Source organism: Nesterenkonia sp. HG001, from assembly GCF_034438835.1.
GTDB lineage: Bacteria > Actinomycetota > Actinomycetes > Actinomycetales > Micrococcaceae > Nesterenkonia > Nesterenkonia xinjiangensis.
In genome coordinates, this window is the sequence record NZ_JAOSZD010000008.1 from 167,274 (window position 1) to 183,696 (window position 16,423).

12 protein-coding genes are annotated in these 16,423 nt (G+C 69.3%); 3 read left to right on the top strand and 9 right to left on the bottom strand.

The features are described from left to right. Window position 1: 1 nt before the first annotated feature. The 9 genes from ODE13_RS13845 to argS all read right to left on the bottom strand — a co-directional run bounded on the left by ODE13_RS13845 (window position 2) and on the right by argS (window position 12,156). Complete coding sequence (locus tag ODE13_RS13845) at window positions 2–688, bottom strand: L-threonylcarbamoyladenylate synthase (RefSeq protein WP_322479772.1); 687 nt, start codon at window positions 686–688, stop codon at window positions 2–4. Beyond that, complete coding sequence (gene prmC / locus ODE13_RS13850) at window positions 685–1,665, bottom strand: peptide chain release factor N(5)-glutamine methyltransferase (protein ID WP_322479773.1); 981 nt, start codon at window positions 1,663–1,665, stop codon at window positions 685–687. The genes ODE13_RS13845 and prmC overlap by 4 nt, the downstream gene beginning before the upstream one ends. Next, a complete protein-coding gene (gene prfA / locus ODE13_RS13855; RefSeq protein ID WP_322479796.1) occupies window positions 1,662–2,747 on the bottom strand; it encodes a peptide chain release factor 1 in 1,086 nt (361 codons plus the stop codon). Before prfA ends, prmC begins: the two co-directional genes overlap by 4 nt. Window positions 2,748–2,891: 144 nt before the next feature. After that, entirely contained in the window at window positions 2,892–5,027 is a 2,136-nt protein-coding gene (gene rho / locus ODE13_RS13860; RefSeq protein WP_416210710.1) for a transcription termination factor Rho, read from the bottom strand. 410 nt (window positions 5,028–5,437) lie between these two features. After that, complete coding sequence (thrB, locus tag ODE13_RS13865) at window positions 5,438–6,418, bottom strand: homoserine kinase (protein ID WP_179540253.1); 981 nt, start codon at window positions 6,416–6,418, stop codon at window positions 5,438–5,440. Continuing rightward, window positions 6,415–7,524, bottom strand: coding sequence for a threonine synthase (gene thrC / locus ODE13_RS13870; protein ID WP_322479774.1), 1,110 nt, complete (start codon window positions 7,522–7,524; stop codon window positions 6,415–6,417). The genes thrB and thrC overlap by 4 nt, the downstream gene beginning before the upstream one ends. 72 nt (window positions 7,525–7,596) lie before the next feature. Then, the gene (locus ODE13_RS13875) at window positions 7,597–8,925 is read right to left on the bottom strand and encodes a homoserine dehydrogenase (RefSeq protein ID WP_322479775.1); all 1,329 of its coding nucleotides are present in this window, start codon (window positions 8,923–8,925) and stop codon (window positions 7,597–7,599) included. A gap of 103 nt (window positions 8,926–9,028) precedes the next feature. After that, window positions 9,029–10,510 (bottom strand): diaminopimelate decarboxylase, encoded by a 1,482-nt coding sequence (lysA, locus tag ODE13_RS13880; protein WP_322479776.1) that lies wholly within the window; start codon window positions 10,508–10,510, stop codon window positions 9,029–9,031. A 5-nt stretch (window positions 10,511–10,515) separates the two neighbouring features. Further along, window positions 10,516–12,156, bottom strand: coding sequence for an arginine--tRNA ligase (gene argS, locus ODE13_RS13885; RefSeq protein ID WP_322479777.1), 1,641 nt, complete (start codon window positions 12,154–12,156; stop codon window positions 10,516–10,518). Between the two features lie 107 nt (window positions 12,157–12,263). On the opposite strand from argS, the gene ODE13_RS13890 reads away from it, so the two are divergent. From ODE13_RS13890 to ODE13_RS13900, 3 genes are all read left to right on the top strand, one after another. Further along, on the top strand, window positions 12,264–12,623 hold the full coding sequence (locus tag ODE13_RS13890) for an ArsR/SmtB family transcription factor (protein WP_179540257.1): 360 nt from the start codon (window positions 12,264–12,266) through the stop codon (window positions 12,621–12,623). A 21-nt stretch (window positions 12,624–12,644) separates the two neighbouring features. Beyond that, window positions 12,645–13,613, top strand: a complete 969-nt coding sequence (locus tag ODE13_RS13895) for an SRPBCC family protein (RefSeq protein WP_322479779.1) — start codon at window positions 12,645–12,647, stop codon at window positions 13,611–13,613. A 283-nt stretch (window positions 13,614–13,896) separates the two neighbouring features. Beyond that, window positions 13,897–16,290: a LamG-like jellyroll fold domain-containing protein gene (locus tag ODE13_RS13900; RefSeq protein ID WP_322479780.1), complete on the top strand. Its 2,394-nt coding sequence runs from the start codon at window positions 13,897–13,899 to the stop codon at window positions 16,288–16,290. The last annotated feature ends 133 nt before the right edge of the window (window positions 16,291–16,423 follow it).

The following is a 16,423-nucleotide window of genomic DNA, read 5'->3' on the forward strand; positions in this document are numbered from 1 at the left end:
TTCAGCCCTCGGTGCCGCTGGAGGTGGTGTCCGACTGAGCACCGTGCACCTCGGGGGCCACCGCCTGCAGCTCGGCCAGACTGATCGCACCCTCACGCACCACCTGCGGCGGTGTCACGGTGCAGTCCACGATCGTCGAGGGGCGTGTGGTGTCCCGCTCACCGTCGTCGAGGTAGACGCTCACAGCCTCTCCGAGCATCTCGCGGGCCTGCGCCACCTCGGTCGCGGCCGGCAGTCCGGTCCGATTGGCGGAGGAGACCGCCATCGGCCCTGTCTGGTTGAGGAGGTCGAGGGCGAGGTCGTCTGCGGGCATCCGCAGCGCCACAGTGCCACGGGTCTCCCCCAGGTCCCAGGCCAGTGAGGGCTGGGCCCGCAGGATGAGGGTCAGCGCGCCGGGCCAGAGGGCCTCGGCGAGACCTCGTGCGGCCTCCGGCACCTCGTCAGCCAGCGCGTCCATGACGGCCTGGCGTCCGATGAGCACCGGCGGTGGCATGGTCCGGTTCCGTCCCTTGGCGGCCAGCAGGATGCTCACCGCCTGTGGGGAGAAGGCGTCCACGCCGATCCCATAGACGGTGTCGGTGGGGATGACGACGCATTCGCCTCGCTGCACAGCATCACGGGCCGCGGCGATCCCCTCGGAACGGGCTTCGAGATCATGACAGTCGACAATCTGGCTCACGCGCGTCATTCTCCCATGCCTGTGCCGCTCGACGGGCGGTGCCCTCGAGCTGTGTCTGGTCGGGCGGCATCGCCACGACCGCGGTCCAGGTCCTGGTCCGCGCGGCGCAGCCGAAGGGCGCTGGTGGCACGGTCCCGTCCGGTGAGGTCCTGGTGAGTGCGCACCTGCGCGAAGCGCCGGTCGGCCAGCAGCCGGTCTGCAATCGCTGGTGCCTGCGCCTCGGCGTGCTCCATGATCATCCAGCCTCCGTCGATCAGCAGCGACGCGGCGGCCTCCACCACGGCCAGCGGCATCTCCAGACCGTCCGCCCCGCCGCCGTAGAGGGCCAGTCCGGGGTCATGCTCCCGGACTTCGATCTCGGTGGGCACCATGTGCGGCGGGATGTAGGGCGGGTTGGACACGACGACGTCGAAGCTCGCCTGCCATTCCTCGGGCACGCGGCGCAGATCACCTCGGTGCAGCGTCACCCCGTGCGGGGTGAGGTTCTCCTCCGCCCAGGCCGCGGCCTGATCCGAGAGCTCCACGGCGTGCACCTCAGCCGGCGGGTGCTCTGCGGCGATCGAGGCGGCCAACGCGCCGGAGCCGGTCCCGAGATCGATCACCCGCGGCGACGCGGTCGGCTGTGACCTCAGATGGTCCAGCACCGCCTGCGCGACCTGCTCCGTCTCGGGCCGAGGGATGAACACTCCCGGCCCGACGCGCAGCTCCAGCCCGCGGAACGGTGCCAGACCGGTCAGGTGCTGCAGCGGCACACGGCGGGTGCGTTCGTCGACCAGCGATTCGTACCGGGCCGCCGTGGGATCGTCGACCGGTGAACCCACCAGCGCCAGAGCGACTGCCCGTCCCCTGCCTTCACCCAGCACGTGGGCCAGCAGCAGCTCGGCGTCCGCACGAGGCGACGGCACCTGGGCCGCGGTCAGACGGTCCACGGCCGCGCGCAGGAGGTCGTCGAGCGCAGTCTGCGTCTCCGCTCCCCCGCCGATCATGTGCGGGAGTCTTCGGCCAATGCGGCGAGCCGCTCCTGCTCGTCCAGCTGGAGGCAGGACTGCACCACAGCCTCCAGGTCTCCATCCATGACGGCGTCGAGGTTGTAGGCCTTGTAGCCGGTGCGGTGGTCCGCGACGCGATTCTCCGGGTAGTTGTACGTGCGGATCCGCTCCGAACGGTCCATGGTCCGCACCTGGGACCTGCGCACCTGGGAGTTCTCCGCGTCGATCTGTTCCTGTTGGTGGGCCAGCAGCCGGGACCGGAGCACTCTCATCGCGGCGTCCTTGTTCTGCAGCTGCGACTTCTCGTTCTGCATGGCGACCACTATGCCGGTGGGCAGGTGAGTGATGCGCACCGCGGAGTCCGTGGTGTTCACGCTCTGGCCGCCCGGCCCGGACGAGCGGTAGACATCGATCTTCAGGTCGTTCTGCTGGATCTCGATCTCCTCCGGCTCCTCGACCTCCGGGAGCACCAGCACCCCCGCTGCAGAGGTGTGGATGCGCCCCTGGGACTCCGTCTCCGGGACCCGTTGGACGCGGTGCACCCCACCCTCGAACTTCAGGTGGGCGAAGACGCCCAGTGCGGGGTCGGTCGCGCCGGACCGGATCGACATCTGGACATCCTTGTAGCCGCCCAGGTCCGAGGGCGTGGAGGAGATGATCTCCGTCTTCCAACCCTTCGACTCGGCATACCGGGTGTACATGCGCAGCAGATCCGCGGCGAACAGCGCAGCCTCGTCCCCGCCGGCGCCGCCCTTGACCTCGATGATCACATCGCGGACGTCGTTCTCATCCCGCGGGATGAGCATGCGCAGCAGACGCTCCGCGGCGGAGTCGAGCTGCTCCCGCAGCAGGATGGCCTCGGCGGCGAAGTCGGAGTCCTCCTCCGCGAGCTCCTGGGCCGCCTCGAGGTCCTCGGTGAGCTGGAACCACCGACGGTGGGCCTCCACCACGCCGCCGAGCCGTGCATAACGACGACCCAGTCGGCGGGCGAGGGCCTGATCAGCATGGACATCAGGGTCGGCGAGGCGTTCCTGAAGCTCAGCATGTTCGGCCAGCAGTGTGTCGACCGAGTCGAACATGCGCTTCTCGATGAGGGGATCTGGGACTGCCATGGGGACGGTGACCTTCTTCTGCCGGACGAGAGGGACGGGCGGGCGATGCGACGACGGCGCCGGGAGAGGGCTGTGCGCCCTCTCCCGGCGCCGTCTGTCGTCGTCGGGCCGCTAGTCCTTCTTGTTCTTGTCCCCCAGCGCCGTCTTGCTGGCCAGCATCAGGAACTCCGCGTTTGAGCTGGTCTCCTTGAGCTTGTTGATGAGCAGCTCGAGACCCTGCTGCTGCTCCAGTCCGGAGAGGACACGGCGCAGCTTCCACATGATCTTGATCTCCTCGCCGGAGAGCAGGTTCTCCTCGCGGCGAGTGGAGGACGCGTTGACGTCCACCGCCGGGAAGATACGGCGGTCGGCGAGGTGCCGCGAGAGACGCAGCTCCATGTTGCCGGTGCCCTTGAACTCCTCGAAGATGACCTCGTCCATCTTGGATCCGGTCTCCACCAGCGCCGTGGCGAGGATGGTCAGCGAGCCGCCGTTCTCGATGTTCCGTGCCGCGCCGAAGAAGCGCTTCGGCGGGTAGAGGGCATTGGCGTCCACACCACCGGAGAGGATCCGGCCGGAGGCCGGGGCAGCGGTGTTGTAGGCGCGGCCCAAGCGGGTCATGGAGTCCAGCAGCACGACGACGTCCTTGCCCAGCTCCACCAGTCGCTTGGCCCGCTCGATGGCGAGCTCCGCGACGGTGGTGTGGTCATCGGCCGGCCGGTCGAAGGTCGAGGCGATGACCTCGCCGTCGACGGTGCGCTGCATGTCCGTGACCTCTTCAGGGCGCTCGTCGACCAGCACCATCATGAGGTGGACCTCAGGGTTGTTGATCTTGATCGACTGCGCGAGCGCCTGCAGGATCATCGTCTTGCCCGCCTTGGGCGGGGAGACGATGAGACCACGCTGGCCCTTGCCGATGGGAGCCAGCAGATCGATGACTCGAGGGCTGACCTTCTTGGGGTCGCCCTCCAGACGCAGCCGCTCCTGCGGGTACAGGGGCACCAGCTTGGAGAAGTCGACGCGGTCCGTGTTGGACTCGGCCGGCCGGCCGTTGACCGACTCCAGCTTCACCAGCGCGTTGAATTTCTGACGCTTGTTCTGGTTCTCACCCTCACGCGGGGCGCGGATGTGGCCGTGGACGGCGTCGCCCTTGCGCAGCGTGTAGCGCTTGACCTGCGCTAGCGAGACATAGACGTCGTTCTGCCCGGGAAGGTATCCGGAGGTGCGGATGAACGCGTAGTTGTCGAGGACGTCGAGGATGCCGGCGACCGGCACCAGGACGTCGTCCTCGGTGAACTCAGTGTCGTCGACCTCAGGGTCGTTGCGTCCCCGACGACGGTTGCCGCGCTCATTGCGGTTGCGGTTCCGCCGGTTGCGGCGCCCGCCCTCGCCGTCACGACCACCATCGCGGTTACCGTCGCGACCACCATCACGGTTGCCATCACGACCACCATCACGGCTGTCACGGCTGTCACGACCACCATCACGGCTATCACGGCCACCGTCACGGCCGCCCCGGCTTTCGTTCTGGCCCTTCTGGCCGGAGCGCTGGCCGTCCTTCTGGCCTCCACGCTGGTCGCCCTTCTGACCCTCGCGCTGCTCGCCCCTCTGGGGCTGGTCCTCACCGCGGCCACGACGGCCACGGCCGCGCTGCTGCTCCTGCTTGGAGGACTCGCCGCCCCCCTGGCGGTTGTCCTGGCGGGCGTCCTGGTCCCTGCCCTGATCCTTGCCCTGCGACTTCTCCGAGGACCTGTCGCGGTCTTTGTCACCGGTGTCTGCACGGTCGTCGCGGCCGGAGTCGGCATCCTGCTCGGCCGGCTTCTCCGCCTGATCCGAGCCCTTCGGGCCCTTGGACCCCTTGGGCCCCTTGGCGGAGTCCTTCGGGCCGTCCTTGCTGGAGTCCTTGGCGGAATCCTTCTTGGCACTCTCCTCGCGGTCCGCGACGGCCCCGCCGCGCTGGTGGGCGGAGATCGCCTCGACCAGGGCAGACTTGCGCATCCGGGAGCTTCCCGTGATGCCGAGCTGCTGGGCGAGCGCCTGCAGCTGGGCGAGCTTCAGGCCCGCGAGCCCGGAAGCCTTGCCGTCGGCACCCTCGGTCTCGGTGCCCTCGGCCTTCTCCGTCTTCTTCGCGGCGGAGGCCCTCCTCTGGGTGGTCTTCTTCTCCGCCGGGGCCGAAGTCTCGGCTGTCACGGCGGTCTGTGTCGAGCCGCTCGTCTCGGTGGACTCGGCTCCCTGAGCCTGAGCGGTCTCAGTGGTGGTGTCTGTCACGAAGGATTCCTTCCCCCTCGTCAGGCAGGGGCGGCGCGGGGCGTCTCGGTGCAGAGGTGATCTGCGCGGTTGACGCGGTCCGACGTCGTCGTCCTGCATCGTGTCTTCAACGGCTCCTCAGATGGCCGTCGGCCTGTTCGTCCACTTCCACGCGTCCACAGTCGGGAGAGATTCTCTCTGATGGCTCCGGAACGTCATGCCGACATCGCAAGGCGCGTCCTGTTCCGGGTCGAAGCCCGGAGGCTGGACATGGTGCGCACAGAGAAGAAAGCGACTCGCGCAGAAGAAGTACGGCGATCATCCGCAGGAACTGTGATGTCGTCCTGAGAATTGTGCGGAGTGCTGTCCACGGGAGAACCTCATCCGACCTCTGGTCGCATGGGCTACTGCCGTTGAGCACACCGCGGCGATCACCGCGGGTACCCCTCCACTGTAGCACCTGTGCGGCTGATCGGAAGGATCGCAGGACGCCACGTGTCGCTCGCGATCCCCTCATGTGCGTCGATGTGCGCCTGGGCCTCACGGGCCGACGACTCGCCGTCGGCGAGCACCAGCACCGAGGGTCCCGCGCCTGAGATCATGGCGGCGTGCCCCGCGGCCCGCAGCGAGTCGACCAGGGCCATCGACGGGGCGAAGGCGGCGCGCCGCTGCTCCTGATGGAGGCGGTCCTCCGTGGCGGCGAGCAGCAGCTCGGGCGCGGTGGTCAAGGCGTGGACCAGCAGCCCGGTGCGCGCCGAGTTGGCCGCCGCCACCGCATGGGGGACGGTCTCGGGCAGCACCCCCCGAGCCTCCGCGGTGGACTGCTCGAAGTCAGGCACGGCCAGCACGGGGCGCAGCCGCTCGTGCGGGATCAGCGGGGTGGTGCGGAAGAGCTCCCCCTCCTGCCAGGACAGGGCCACTCCCCCACGCAGTGCGGGCACGTAGTTGTCCGGGTGCCCCTCGACACGCGCACCGATCTGCAGCTTCTCCTCCTCGGAGAGCCCCACCGGCAGCAGCGCGTCGGCGACGACGACGGCGGAGGCGACGGCGGCAGCGGATGACCCCAGACCTCGGCTGTGGGGGATCTGGTTCCGAGCACTGACCTGGAGGTCAGGGAGCCGGTACCCCTTCCGAGCCAGGATCTGCCCGACCAGCGAAACGACCAGGTGGGACACGTCGCGAGGCAGGGTGGATGCGCCCTCTCCCTCCACGGTCACTGAGATCCGCGGCTGCGCAGGGTCCTGGCACGGCGAGGCGACCACGTCGATGACGTCGTACAGCTGCAGCGCCATGCCCATGCAGTCATAGCCGGGACCGAGGTTCGCCGACGTGGCGGGCACCCGCAGCCGGAAGGAGAACGTCTCCTCCAGCGGCTCCGCGAGCTCCTGCACGTGGCCGCCGGTCGCGCTCACAGTCCCAGCTGGCGTGCGACGGTCTCCACGTCCTGCGGGAGGCGCGTGGGACTGATGTCACTGCCGTCGGCGTTCTTCAGGGCCCAGTCGGGATCCTTGAGACCGTGCCCGGTCACCGTGATGACGACCTTCGACCCGGCCCGCACCTCCCCGGCTGCGTGCTTGCGGATCAGCCCCGCCACGCCGGCGGCCGAGGCGGGCTCGACGAAGACACCCTCCTTAGAGGACAGCCAGCGGTGTGCCGCGAGGATCTCCTCGTCGGTGACCCCTTCGATGACGCCGCCGGACCCGTCACGGGCGGCCTCGGCCTGCTCCCAGGAGGCCGGGTTGCCGATGCGGATCGCGGTGGCGACGGTGTCCGGCTCGGTGATCGGGTGGCCTTCGACGATCGGGGCCGCTCCGGCGGCCTGGAAGCCCCACATGATCGGGGTCCGGGTGGCCTGAGGGGCCAGCGGCTCGGCCCCCTCTCCGTGGTGCGGGTTGCTCCAGGAGGTCGCGTACTCCTGGTACCCCTTCCAATACGCGGTGATGTTGCCGGCGTTGCCGACGGGCAGGAGGTGCAGGTCCGGAGCGTCGCCGAGTGCGTCGACCACTTCGAAGGCACCGGTCTTCTGCCCCTCGATGCGGGCGGGGTTCACAGAGTTGACCAGAAAGACCGGATAGGCCTCGGCAAGTTTGCGGGCGACGTCGAGGCAGCCGTCGAAGTTCCCGTCGATCTGGATCAGCTCGGCACCGTGGGCCACGGCCTGGCTGAGCTTGCCCATGGCGATCTTCCCTGCTGGGACCAGCACCGCGCAGGTCAGCCCTGCCTGGGTGGCGTAGGCCGCGGCGGAGGCGGAGGTGTTCCCCGTGGAGGCGCAGACCACGGCCTTGGCCCCCTGAGCCACCGCGGCAGTGATGGCCATGGTCATCCCACGGTCCTTGAAGGAGCCGGTGGGATTCATACCCTCCACTTTGAGGTGGACCTCACCATCGATGAGCTCAGAGAGCGCCGGGGCGTGCACCAGAGGCGTTCCACCTTCCCCCAGGCTGATGATGCGGGTGTCGTCGTCGACCGGGAGACGGTCGGCGTATTCGCGGATCACTCCGCGCCACTGGTGCGCCACGGCGTTGCTCTCCTGTTCCTGCGGATCTGACGATGGGCGGGCGGGCCTGTCTCGAGGGCCCGCCCGTCGAGGCTACTGTTCGATCTCCACGCGCAGCACCGAGGTGACGGCGCGCACGACCTCGAGGGCCTTGAGGGTGGCGACCGTCTCCGCCAGGGACTTCTCCTGGGCGGGGTGGGTGACCACCTGCAGCACGGCGCCGTTGTCGTGGTCGGTGTCGACCTCACCGTCCACGGAGACGATCCCTGGCTGCCGCATCGCTTCGATGGAGACGTGGTGGTCGGCGAAGACGCGGGCGATCTCAGCGATCACGCCCTCCTCGTCGGCCACCTCCATGTCGATGTAGTACTGGGTGCGGGCCTTCTCGATCGGCAGCGCCGGCACGATCTCCGCCGGTTCCGAGGGCTCCAGCACCGTCGTGCCCTGGCGCAGCAGGCGTGCGGCAGAGACGAGATCGCCCAGCACGGCCGAGGAGGTGGGCACCCCGCCGGCGCCCTGGCCGTAGAACATGAGCTCACCGGCGTTCTCCGCGACCACGAAGACGGCGTTGAAGGCCCCGCGCACGCTGGCCAACGGATGGGTCCGGGGAAGCAGCGTCGGGTGCACACGCAGCACCGCGCCCTCACCGTCGAACTTCTCCGCGATGGCCAGCAGCTTGATCACATAGCCGGACGCCGCGGCCGCTTCGATGTCGGCGCCGGTCACCGCGGTGATGCCCTCGCAATGGACGTCATCGATGGTGAACGGCGCGTGGAAGGCCAGGGCGCCCAGGATCGCCGCCTTGGCGGCCGCATCGTGCCCCTCGACGTCGGCCGTCGGGTCCGCCTCCGCGTAGCCCAGGCGCTGGGCCTCGGAGAGCGCGTCCTCGAAGGCCGCACCGGTGGTGTCCATCTGGTCGAGGATGTAGTTCGTGGTGCCGTTGACGATGCCCATCACCTTGGTGATGCGGTCACCGGAGAGGGACTCCTGGATCGGCCGCAGGATTGGGATGGCGCCACCCACGGAGGCCTCGAAGTGGAGCGGCGCGCCGGTCTCGGCGGCGGTCGCAGCGAGCTCCCCGCCACGGACGGCGAGAAGCGCCTTGTTGCCGGTCACGACGCCCGCGCCCCGGCGCAGCGCACGATCGATCAGCGCGCCCGCCGGCTCCAGCCCCCCGAGCAGCTCGATGACCAGGTCGGCCTGGTCCACCAGGGACTCGGCATCAGTGGTGAGCAGCTCACCGGGGATCCGCCAGTCACGGGGGGCCTCGACGTCGCGCACGGCGACACCGATCAGCCGGACCGGCGTACCGACCCGGGCGCTGATGAGGTCACGCTCCTCCGCGAGAGTCCGTGCCACCTGGGCACCGACGCTCCCTGCTCCGAGCAGTCCGATCGTCAGCGGTTCTGCGGCGCTGGCCATGGTCACCCCGTTCTGTGTGCGGTCGTGGTCAGGTCGTCAGGGCTGCCATCGTCTCGAGCGCCCCGCGGGATGGTCGGTGCAGGCACACACCTGCGGACGGGTCTCAGCCTCCCGGCAGGTAGCCGGTGTCGCGGCCGAGCATCTGCTCCTCGGTCTCGCGGCGGATGAGCACCTGAGAGGCCCCGTCCTTCACCGCGACGACTGCGGGCCGGGTCAAGCAGTTGTAGTTGCTCGAAAGCGAATGGCAGTAGGCACCGGTCGCGGGGACCGCGATGAGGTCGTCCCGCGCCGTCGTCGTCGGCAAGTATACGTCGCGGACGACGATGTCTCCGGATTCGCAGTGTTTGCCCACTATGCGAGACAGGACATGCTCCCCCGTCACCTGTCGACCGGCGAGCACCGCTGAGTAGTCAGCGTCGTAGAGGACGCCGCGGGCGTTGTCGCTCATCCCTCCGTCGACGGCGACGTAGCGGCGTGACAGGGTCTCGCCCGCCGGCCCGTCGACCTGCACGTCCTTCTGCACGCCGACTCGATAGAGGGTCACCCCGGCGGGGCCGACGACGGCTCGGCCGGGCTCGATGGAGATCCGCGGGATCGCGATGCCCGCCTTCGCGCTGGCGGTCCGGACCGCGCCGGCCAGGGCCTGTGCGATCTCCTGCGGCTGACGCGGAGCATCCGCCTCGGTGTAGGCGATGCCGTGCCCGCCACCGAGGTCCAGCTCAGGGAGCTCCGTTCCGTGGACCTCCCGGACCTGCCCGAGCAGGCCGATGAGCTTGGCTGCGGCGACTTCGAAGCCCTCGGGCTCGAAGATCTGCGACCCGATGTGACAGTGCAGCCCGCGCAGCTCGATGTGCTCGGCCGCCAGCGCCCGCTCCACCGCGGTCCAGGCAGGGGACCCGGCGAAGGGATTGCCGCCGGTCGTCCGCCCCGCATCCTCGATCGAGGCCGGGGTCAGGGAGAGCCCGAACTTCTGGTCCTCGTGCGCGGTGGCGATGTACTCATGGGTCGAAGCGTGCACCCCGGGGGTCAGTCGCAGCATCACGGGAGCGGCGACCCCGGCGGCCGCCGCCAGCTGCTCGATGCGCTCCAGCTCGTCGAGGGAGTCGGCGATGATGCGCCCGATGCCTGCCTCCAGAGCCCGGCCGATCTCCGCGTCGGACTTGTTGTTGCCGTGCAGCCCGATCCGGGAGGGCTCGACCCCGCCGGCCAGCGCAAGGGCGAGCTCGCCGCCGGAGGCGGTGTCCACGCAGAGCCCCTCCTCTGCGGCCCAGCGGGCGACGTGGGTGCTCAGGAAGGCCTTGCCGGCGTAGAAGACGTCGACCTCAGCCTCCGGAGCGAAGGCCTCTGCGAAGGCGCGCCGGAAGGCCCGGGCACGAGCGCGGAAGTCGGCTTCGCTGATGACATAGAGCGGGGTGCCGTGCTGCGCAGCGAGACTGACGACGTCGACACCGCCGAGCACCAGGCGCCCTTCGGGGTCGCGGTGGGCGTCGGCAGGCAGCAGCCGCCGCTCCAGTGCGGCCGAGTCGGTGAGCGGGCGCAGCCATTCGGGGGCCAGCGGATGTGGTGCGGTGATCGCCTCGGCCATCGGGCTCACATCCTCTCCGGGGCGGAGACGCCGAGCAGGGCGAGACCGTTGCGCAGCACCTGGGCGGTGGCATCGTTGAGCCAGAGTCGGGTGCGGTTGGTGTCAGTGATCTCCTCGCCGGCGCGGGGCACCATGCGACAGGTGGCGTACCAGGAGTGGTAGGCCGCCGCGACCGACTCGAGGTGGCGGGCCACCCTGTGGGGCTCGCGCATCTCGGCGGCACGGGCGACGACGGAGGGGAACTTCCCGAGGTGGGCCAGAAGCTCCTCCTCCGCGGCGTGGGAGAGCAGCGCTGCGTCGAAACCGGTGCGGTCCACGCCAGCCTCGACGGCGTTGCGCGCGGCGGCGCAGGCGCGGGCATGGGCGTACTGGACATAGAAGACCGGGTTGTCGTTGGTCTTCGAGCGCAGCAGCTCCGGGTCGATGTCGATCGGCGAGTCCGCGGGGAAACGGGCCAGCGTGTAGCGCAGAGCATCGGCCCCCAGCCAGGTGATCAGGTCGGCCAGCTCGATGATGTTTCCGGCGCGCTTGGAGAGCTTGGCCCCTTTGACGCTCATCAGCTGGCCGATGAGGATCTCGATGTTGCGGTCGGGGTCGTCCCCGGCACAGGCGGCGATGGCCTTGAGCCGGACCACGTAGCCATGGTGGTCCGCCCCGAGCAGATAGATCTTCTCCTCGAAGCCGCGCTCCCGCTTCGAGAGGTAGTAGGCGGCGTCGGCGGCGAAGTAGGTCGGCTCACCGTCGGCCTTGAACAGCACACGATCCTTGTCATCGCCGAAGTCCGTGGTGCGCAGCCAGACGGCACCGTCGCGGTCCTCGATATGGCCCTGGCCGCGCAGCGTCTCCACCGCTGCGGCCACTTTGCCGTCATCGTGGAGGGACTGCTCGGAGAAGTAGACGTCGAAGTGCACGCCGAACTCCGCAAGGGTGTCCTTGATCTGCCCGAACTGCGCCTGGTAGGCGAGCTCTCGGACGATGGGCAGGGCCTCCTCCCGCGGCAGGTCCACGAGGTCGGCGCGCGCCGCGAGGGCCTCCTGGGCCAGCTCCTGGGTGTACTCCCCCGGGTAGCCGCCCTCGGGGACGTCCTCCCCGTGGAGACGCGCCAGCACCGAGGCTGCGAAGACGTTCATCTGGTTGCCGGCGTCGTTGATGTAGTACTCGCTGGTGACCTCGGCGCCGGAGGCACGCAGCAGGCGGGCGAGCGCGTCTCCCAAGGCCGCCCATCGGGTGTGGCCCAGGTGCAGGGGCCCGGTGGGGTTCGCTGAGACGAACTCCATGTTGATGGTGTGTCCGGCCAGCGCCTCGTTGTGCCCGAAGGTCTCCCCGGTCTCCACGATCGTGCGCGCCAGCTGACCGGCCGCCGCGGCGTCGAGGGTGATGTTGATGAAGCCAGGTCCGGCGATCTCCACCGCCGCGATGCCCTCGGCTTCGCGGAGCCGAGCGGCGAGCAGCTCGGCAAGCTGCCGAGGTGCCATGCCTGCCTTCTTGGCCAGCTGCAGAGCCACGGTGGAGGCCCAGTCGCCGTGGCCTCGGCTCTTGGGTCGCTCGATGATGATCGTCTCAGGGATCTCGACGGTCAGCTCACCGGCCTCGACGGCCTCGGAGAGCACATGGGTCACTGCTGAGGAGAGTTCTTCGGGAGTCACCCGGACAGTCTACGGCGGCGGCGGCAGAGCCTGAAAGCGCCACGACCACGGGCCTCCGAGCCGCCAGCCCTTGACGGTCGGAGGAGCGGGGCATAACGTACAACCTGATGGTTTCATATCGAGTGCCGCAGACTTCTGGCGTCGCCCCCCTGGAGGACGACGACGTCGACCGGATCTTCCGCGCGCTGGCCGATGCCACTCGGCGCGACATCATTCGCCGCACGTTGGTGGAGGAGGAGACCATCTCCGCCCTGGCGGAGGCCTACGACATGTCCTTCGCCGCCGTGCAGAAGCACGTCACCGCCCTGGCCGCCGCAGGCCTGGTCGCCAAACAGACCCGGGGTCGGGAACGCCTGGTGCGCGCCCGCCCCGAGACCATCCGACACGCGCAGTCCCTCCTGCACCGATACGAGGAGCTCTGGCGCACACGCCTCACGCGACTCGACGACCTGCTGGCTGAGGACTGAGCCCTTCAGGAAGGCAGCACCATGCCCATCACCTCAGTGGACAAAGACCTCGAGGCCCTGACCATGACCGTCACCGCGGACTTCCCGGTCCCGCTGCGCCGCCTGTGGGACGCCTACGCCGACCCACGCCAGCTCGAACGCTTCTGGGGGCCGCGCGAGTGGCCCGCCACCTTCACCCGACATGACATGTTTCCGGGCGGACGCTCCGCGTATGTGATGACCGGCCCGGACGGGGAGACCTCGGCCGGCTGGTGGGAGTTCCTCGCCGTGACGCCGCCCCACTCCTTCGAGGTCCTGGACGGGTTCGCCGGACCCGACGGCGAGCCGGACCGGAACATGCCGACGATGCGGATGGCCTTCAGCTTCGAGGAGTCCGCCGACGGGTCCCGCCTGCTCGTCCGCACCTTCTTCAACTCAGCCGACGAGCTGGAGGAGCTGCTGACCATGGGAATGGAGGAGGGCCTCCGATCGGCACTGAGCCAGGTGGACGAAGTCCTCCACGACCCCCTGCCCCACTCCCCCGCCCGCTCGCAGCTCCTCAACGACACCCAGGTCCGCATCAGCCGGGTCATCGCAGGATCCGTGGAGGATGTCTGGCAGGCCCATCGCAGCCCGGAGCTGCTGCGGCGCTGGATGCTCGGACCTGACGGATGGACGATGCCGGTGTGCGAGGTGGCCGAGGATCCCGGGGACGCGTACCGGTTCGAGTGGGAGTCCGACGAGGGTGAGCAGCGCTTCGGCTTCACCGGGGAGATCCTGGAGTCCCAGCCCCCGCATCGTGAGGTGACGACCGAGCGGATGATCGGCGTCGAGGGCTCCAGCACCACCAATGAGCTGACGCTGACCCCGGTGGACGCAGGGACGCTGCTGAACGTGGTGATCACCTATCCGGACAAGGAGCTGCGCGACACCGTCCTGGGCACCGGCATGGTGGACGGCATGGAGACCAGCTACGCCCGACTCGAGTCAGAGGTGCTCCCTCACCCCTGAGGCACCGGGCGCACCGTGCACCAGACGGGGCCGGCCCCGCGGGCGCTCGGCCTATTCCGGCCGCCCACGGAGCCGGCAGCCTGGAGGGGTCACGGTGGGCCTGCCTGTCTCTCGACGACCGTCAGCGCGGCACACCCTTGACATGAACATACAACGTTGTAACCTGAGTCACATTCCAACGTTGTACATCGCGACACCGGCAGGTGCCGCGAGCTGCGACACAGGGAACCCAGGCGCCGTGGTGCGCCCCACCGGACCATCGCTCGACCGATGAGGAGAACCTGTGACCACCCGGAGCACCCCCCGGAGCGCCGCGGCGACCACGCTCGCCGCCGCGCTGACCCTCACCCTGGCACCGTCGGCCTCCGCGGCCCCACCGGGGCCCGACCTGCCAGACCCTCCCGCCTTCACCGAGGTCACCGTGCACGACCCTGCACTGGTCGCCGCCGGCGACGAGCATTGGGTCTTCGGCTCCCACCTCGCCGCCGCCAGAACCGAGGACTTCATCGACTGGGAGCAGACCGCCCATCACGTCACCCCGGAGAACCCCCTCTTCGAGGACGTCACACAGGAGCTGGCCGAGACGCTCGAATGGGCGGAGTCGGACACGCTGTGGGCGCCCGATGTGGTCCAGCTGCCGGACGGGCGCTTCGCCATGTACTACAACGCCTGCCGTGGCGACTCGCCACGCTCGGCGATGGGTGTGGCCATCGCTGACGAGGTGGACGGCCCCTATGAGGACCAGGGCATCATCCTGCGCTCCGGACATCGCGAGGGCGAGGGTCCCAGTGAGGACGGCACCGCCTATGACGGCACCGTCCACCCCAACGTGGTCGACCCGGACATCTTCTATGACGAGCACGACGACCTCTGGATGGTCTACGGCTCCTACTCCGGGGGCATATTCCTCCTGGAGCTCGACGAAACCACCGGGCTGCCGAAGCCGGACCAGGGCTACGGCACCCACCTGATGGGAGGCAACCACAGCCGGATTGAAGCGCCAAACATGATGTTCGACGAGGAGAGCGGCTACTACTACCTCTTCACCACTTTCGGGGGCCTCGACGCCGACGGCGGCTACAACATGCGCGTGGCCCGCGCCGAGGAGCCGGCCGGACCCTACTACGACGCCGAGGGCCACGACATGCGCGAGGTGAAGTCCGACCCCGAGCTGCCGATATTCGACGACGAGAGCATCGAGCCCTACGGCACCAAGCTGATGGGCAACTTCCTCTTCCAGCGCGAGCTCGGCGACCCCGGTGCGGGCGAGGGCGTCGGCTACGTCTCCCCCGGCCACAGCACGAGCCACCTGGACCCGGAGACCGGCAGGATGCACCTGATCTTCCACTCCCGTTTCCCCGGGGAGGGAGAGCGCCACCACGTGCGCACCCATGAGATGCACATGAACTCCCAGGACTGGCCCGTTGTGGCGCCGTACCGGTACGCCGGCGCCGAGGCGCAGAAGGTGTATCGCCCGCATGCGGTGGGCGACTACCGCCTCATCGATCACGGCAAGGCCATCAGCGATGAGATCACCCGGGCCGTGGACATCACCCTGGAGCGGAACGGCCGCATCAGCGGCGACGTGGAGGGCCGCTGGAAGCTCACCGGTCAGCACAGGGCCGAGCTCACCATCGACGACGAAACCTACCACGGGGTGTTCACCCACGATTGGGATCCCACCACCTCCGACTGGGTGCTCAGCTTCAGCGTGCTCTCCTCCGCGGGAGTCAGCCTCTGGGGCAGCCAGCTGGAGCCGATGAGCGACGAGGACGTCGTCGCCGCGATCCGCGACGAGCTGCCGCTGCACGAGGTCGACGAGGTCCTCTCGAGCCTGGAGCTGCCTCGACACGGCAGCCGCGGGGCCCAAATCACCTGGACCAGCAGCGACGAATCGATCATCACAGCCGACGGCGACGTCACCCGCCCCGAGCCCGGCTCGGCGGATGCCGAGGTCACGCTCCACGCCGAGATCACCCTGGGCGACCACCAGGAGACTGCACGCTTCGACGTCGTCGTCCCGGCCCGACCAGAACCCGGCATGGTCGCGCACTACCGCTTCGACGGCGACCTCTCCTCGGCCGAAGGCAGTGCCGGGGACGCTGCCGGGGACGGCGTGGTCACCGGAGACCGCATCGAGGACCTCCGCCCGGAGGAGCAGGCGAGCTTCACCCAGGGAGTCGACGGCCAGGCCCTGCAGCTGGACGGTGACTCCGGGATCCGCCTGCCGGACGGCCTGATCAGCGATGCCGACTATGCCCTCAGCTTCTGGGTGCAGCCGGCCACGGTGACCCCTTACACCACCACCTTCTTCGGCGCCCGGTCAGACACCGCCTGGGTCAGCCTGGTGCCCGATGCCGGACCCGACACGGAGGGCAGGACCGCCCTGTGGTCCGGCTCGGCGCAGCGCTACCTCGGCGATGCGGGTGAACAGCTGCCCGTGGGCGAGTGGACGCACGTGGCGTTCACCGTGGAGGGCGGTGCTGTCGAGGTACTCCTGGACGGCGAGCTGGCCCATTCCGGTGAGGACTTCCCCGAAGTGTTCACCACCGCTGACGGCGTGTTCGCCCTCGGGGTGAACTGGTGGGACACGCCGTTCCACGGCGCCATCGATGACCTGCGCGTCTTCCACGGAGGCCTCGACACCGAGGAGCTCGCGGAGCTGGCGACACGCTGAGGCGAGGCGCCCAGCGCTGACAGAACGTCACGGGAGGGGCGGTCGACCCGAGAGGGTCGGCCGCCCCTCTGGCGCCTCAGCCGGATCAGGAGCGACGCCGGGCGCGGCCGCCGGCGCCGACGCTCCAGCGGCG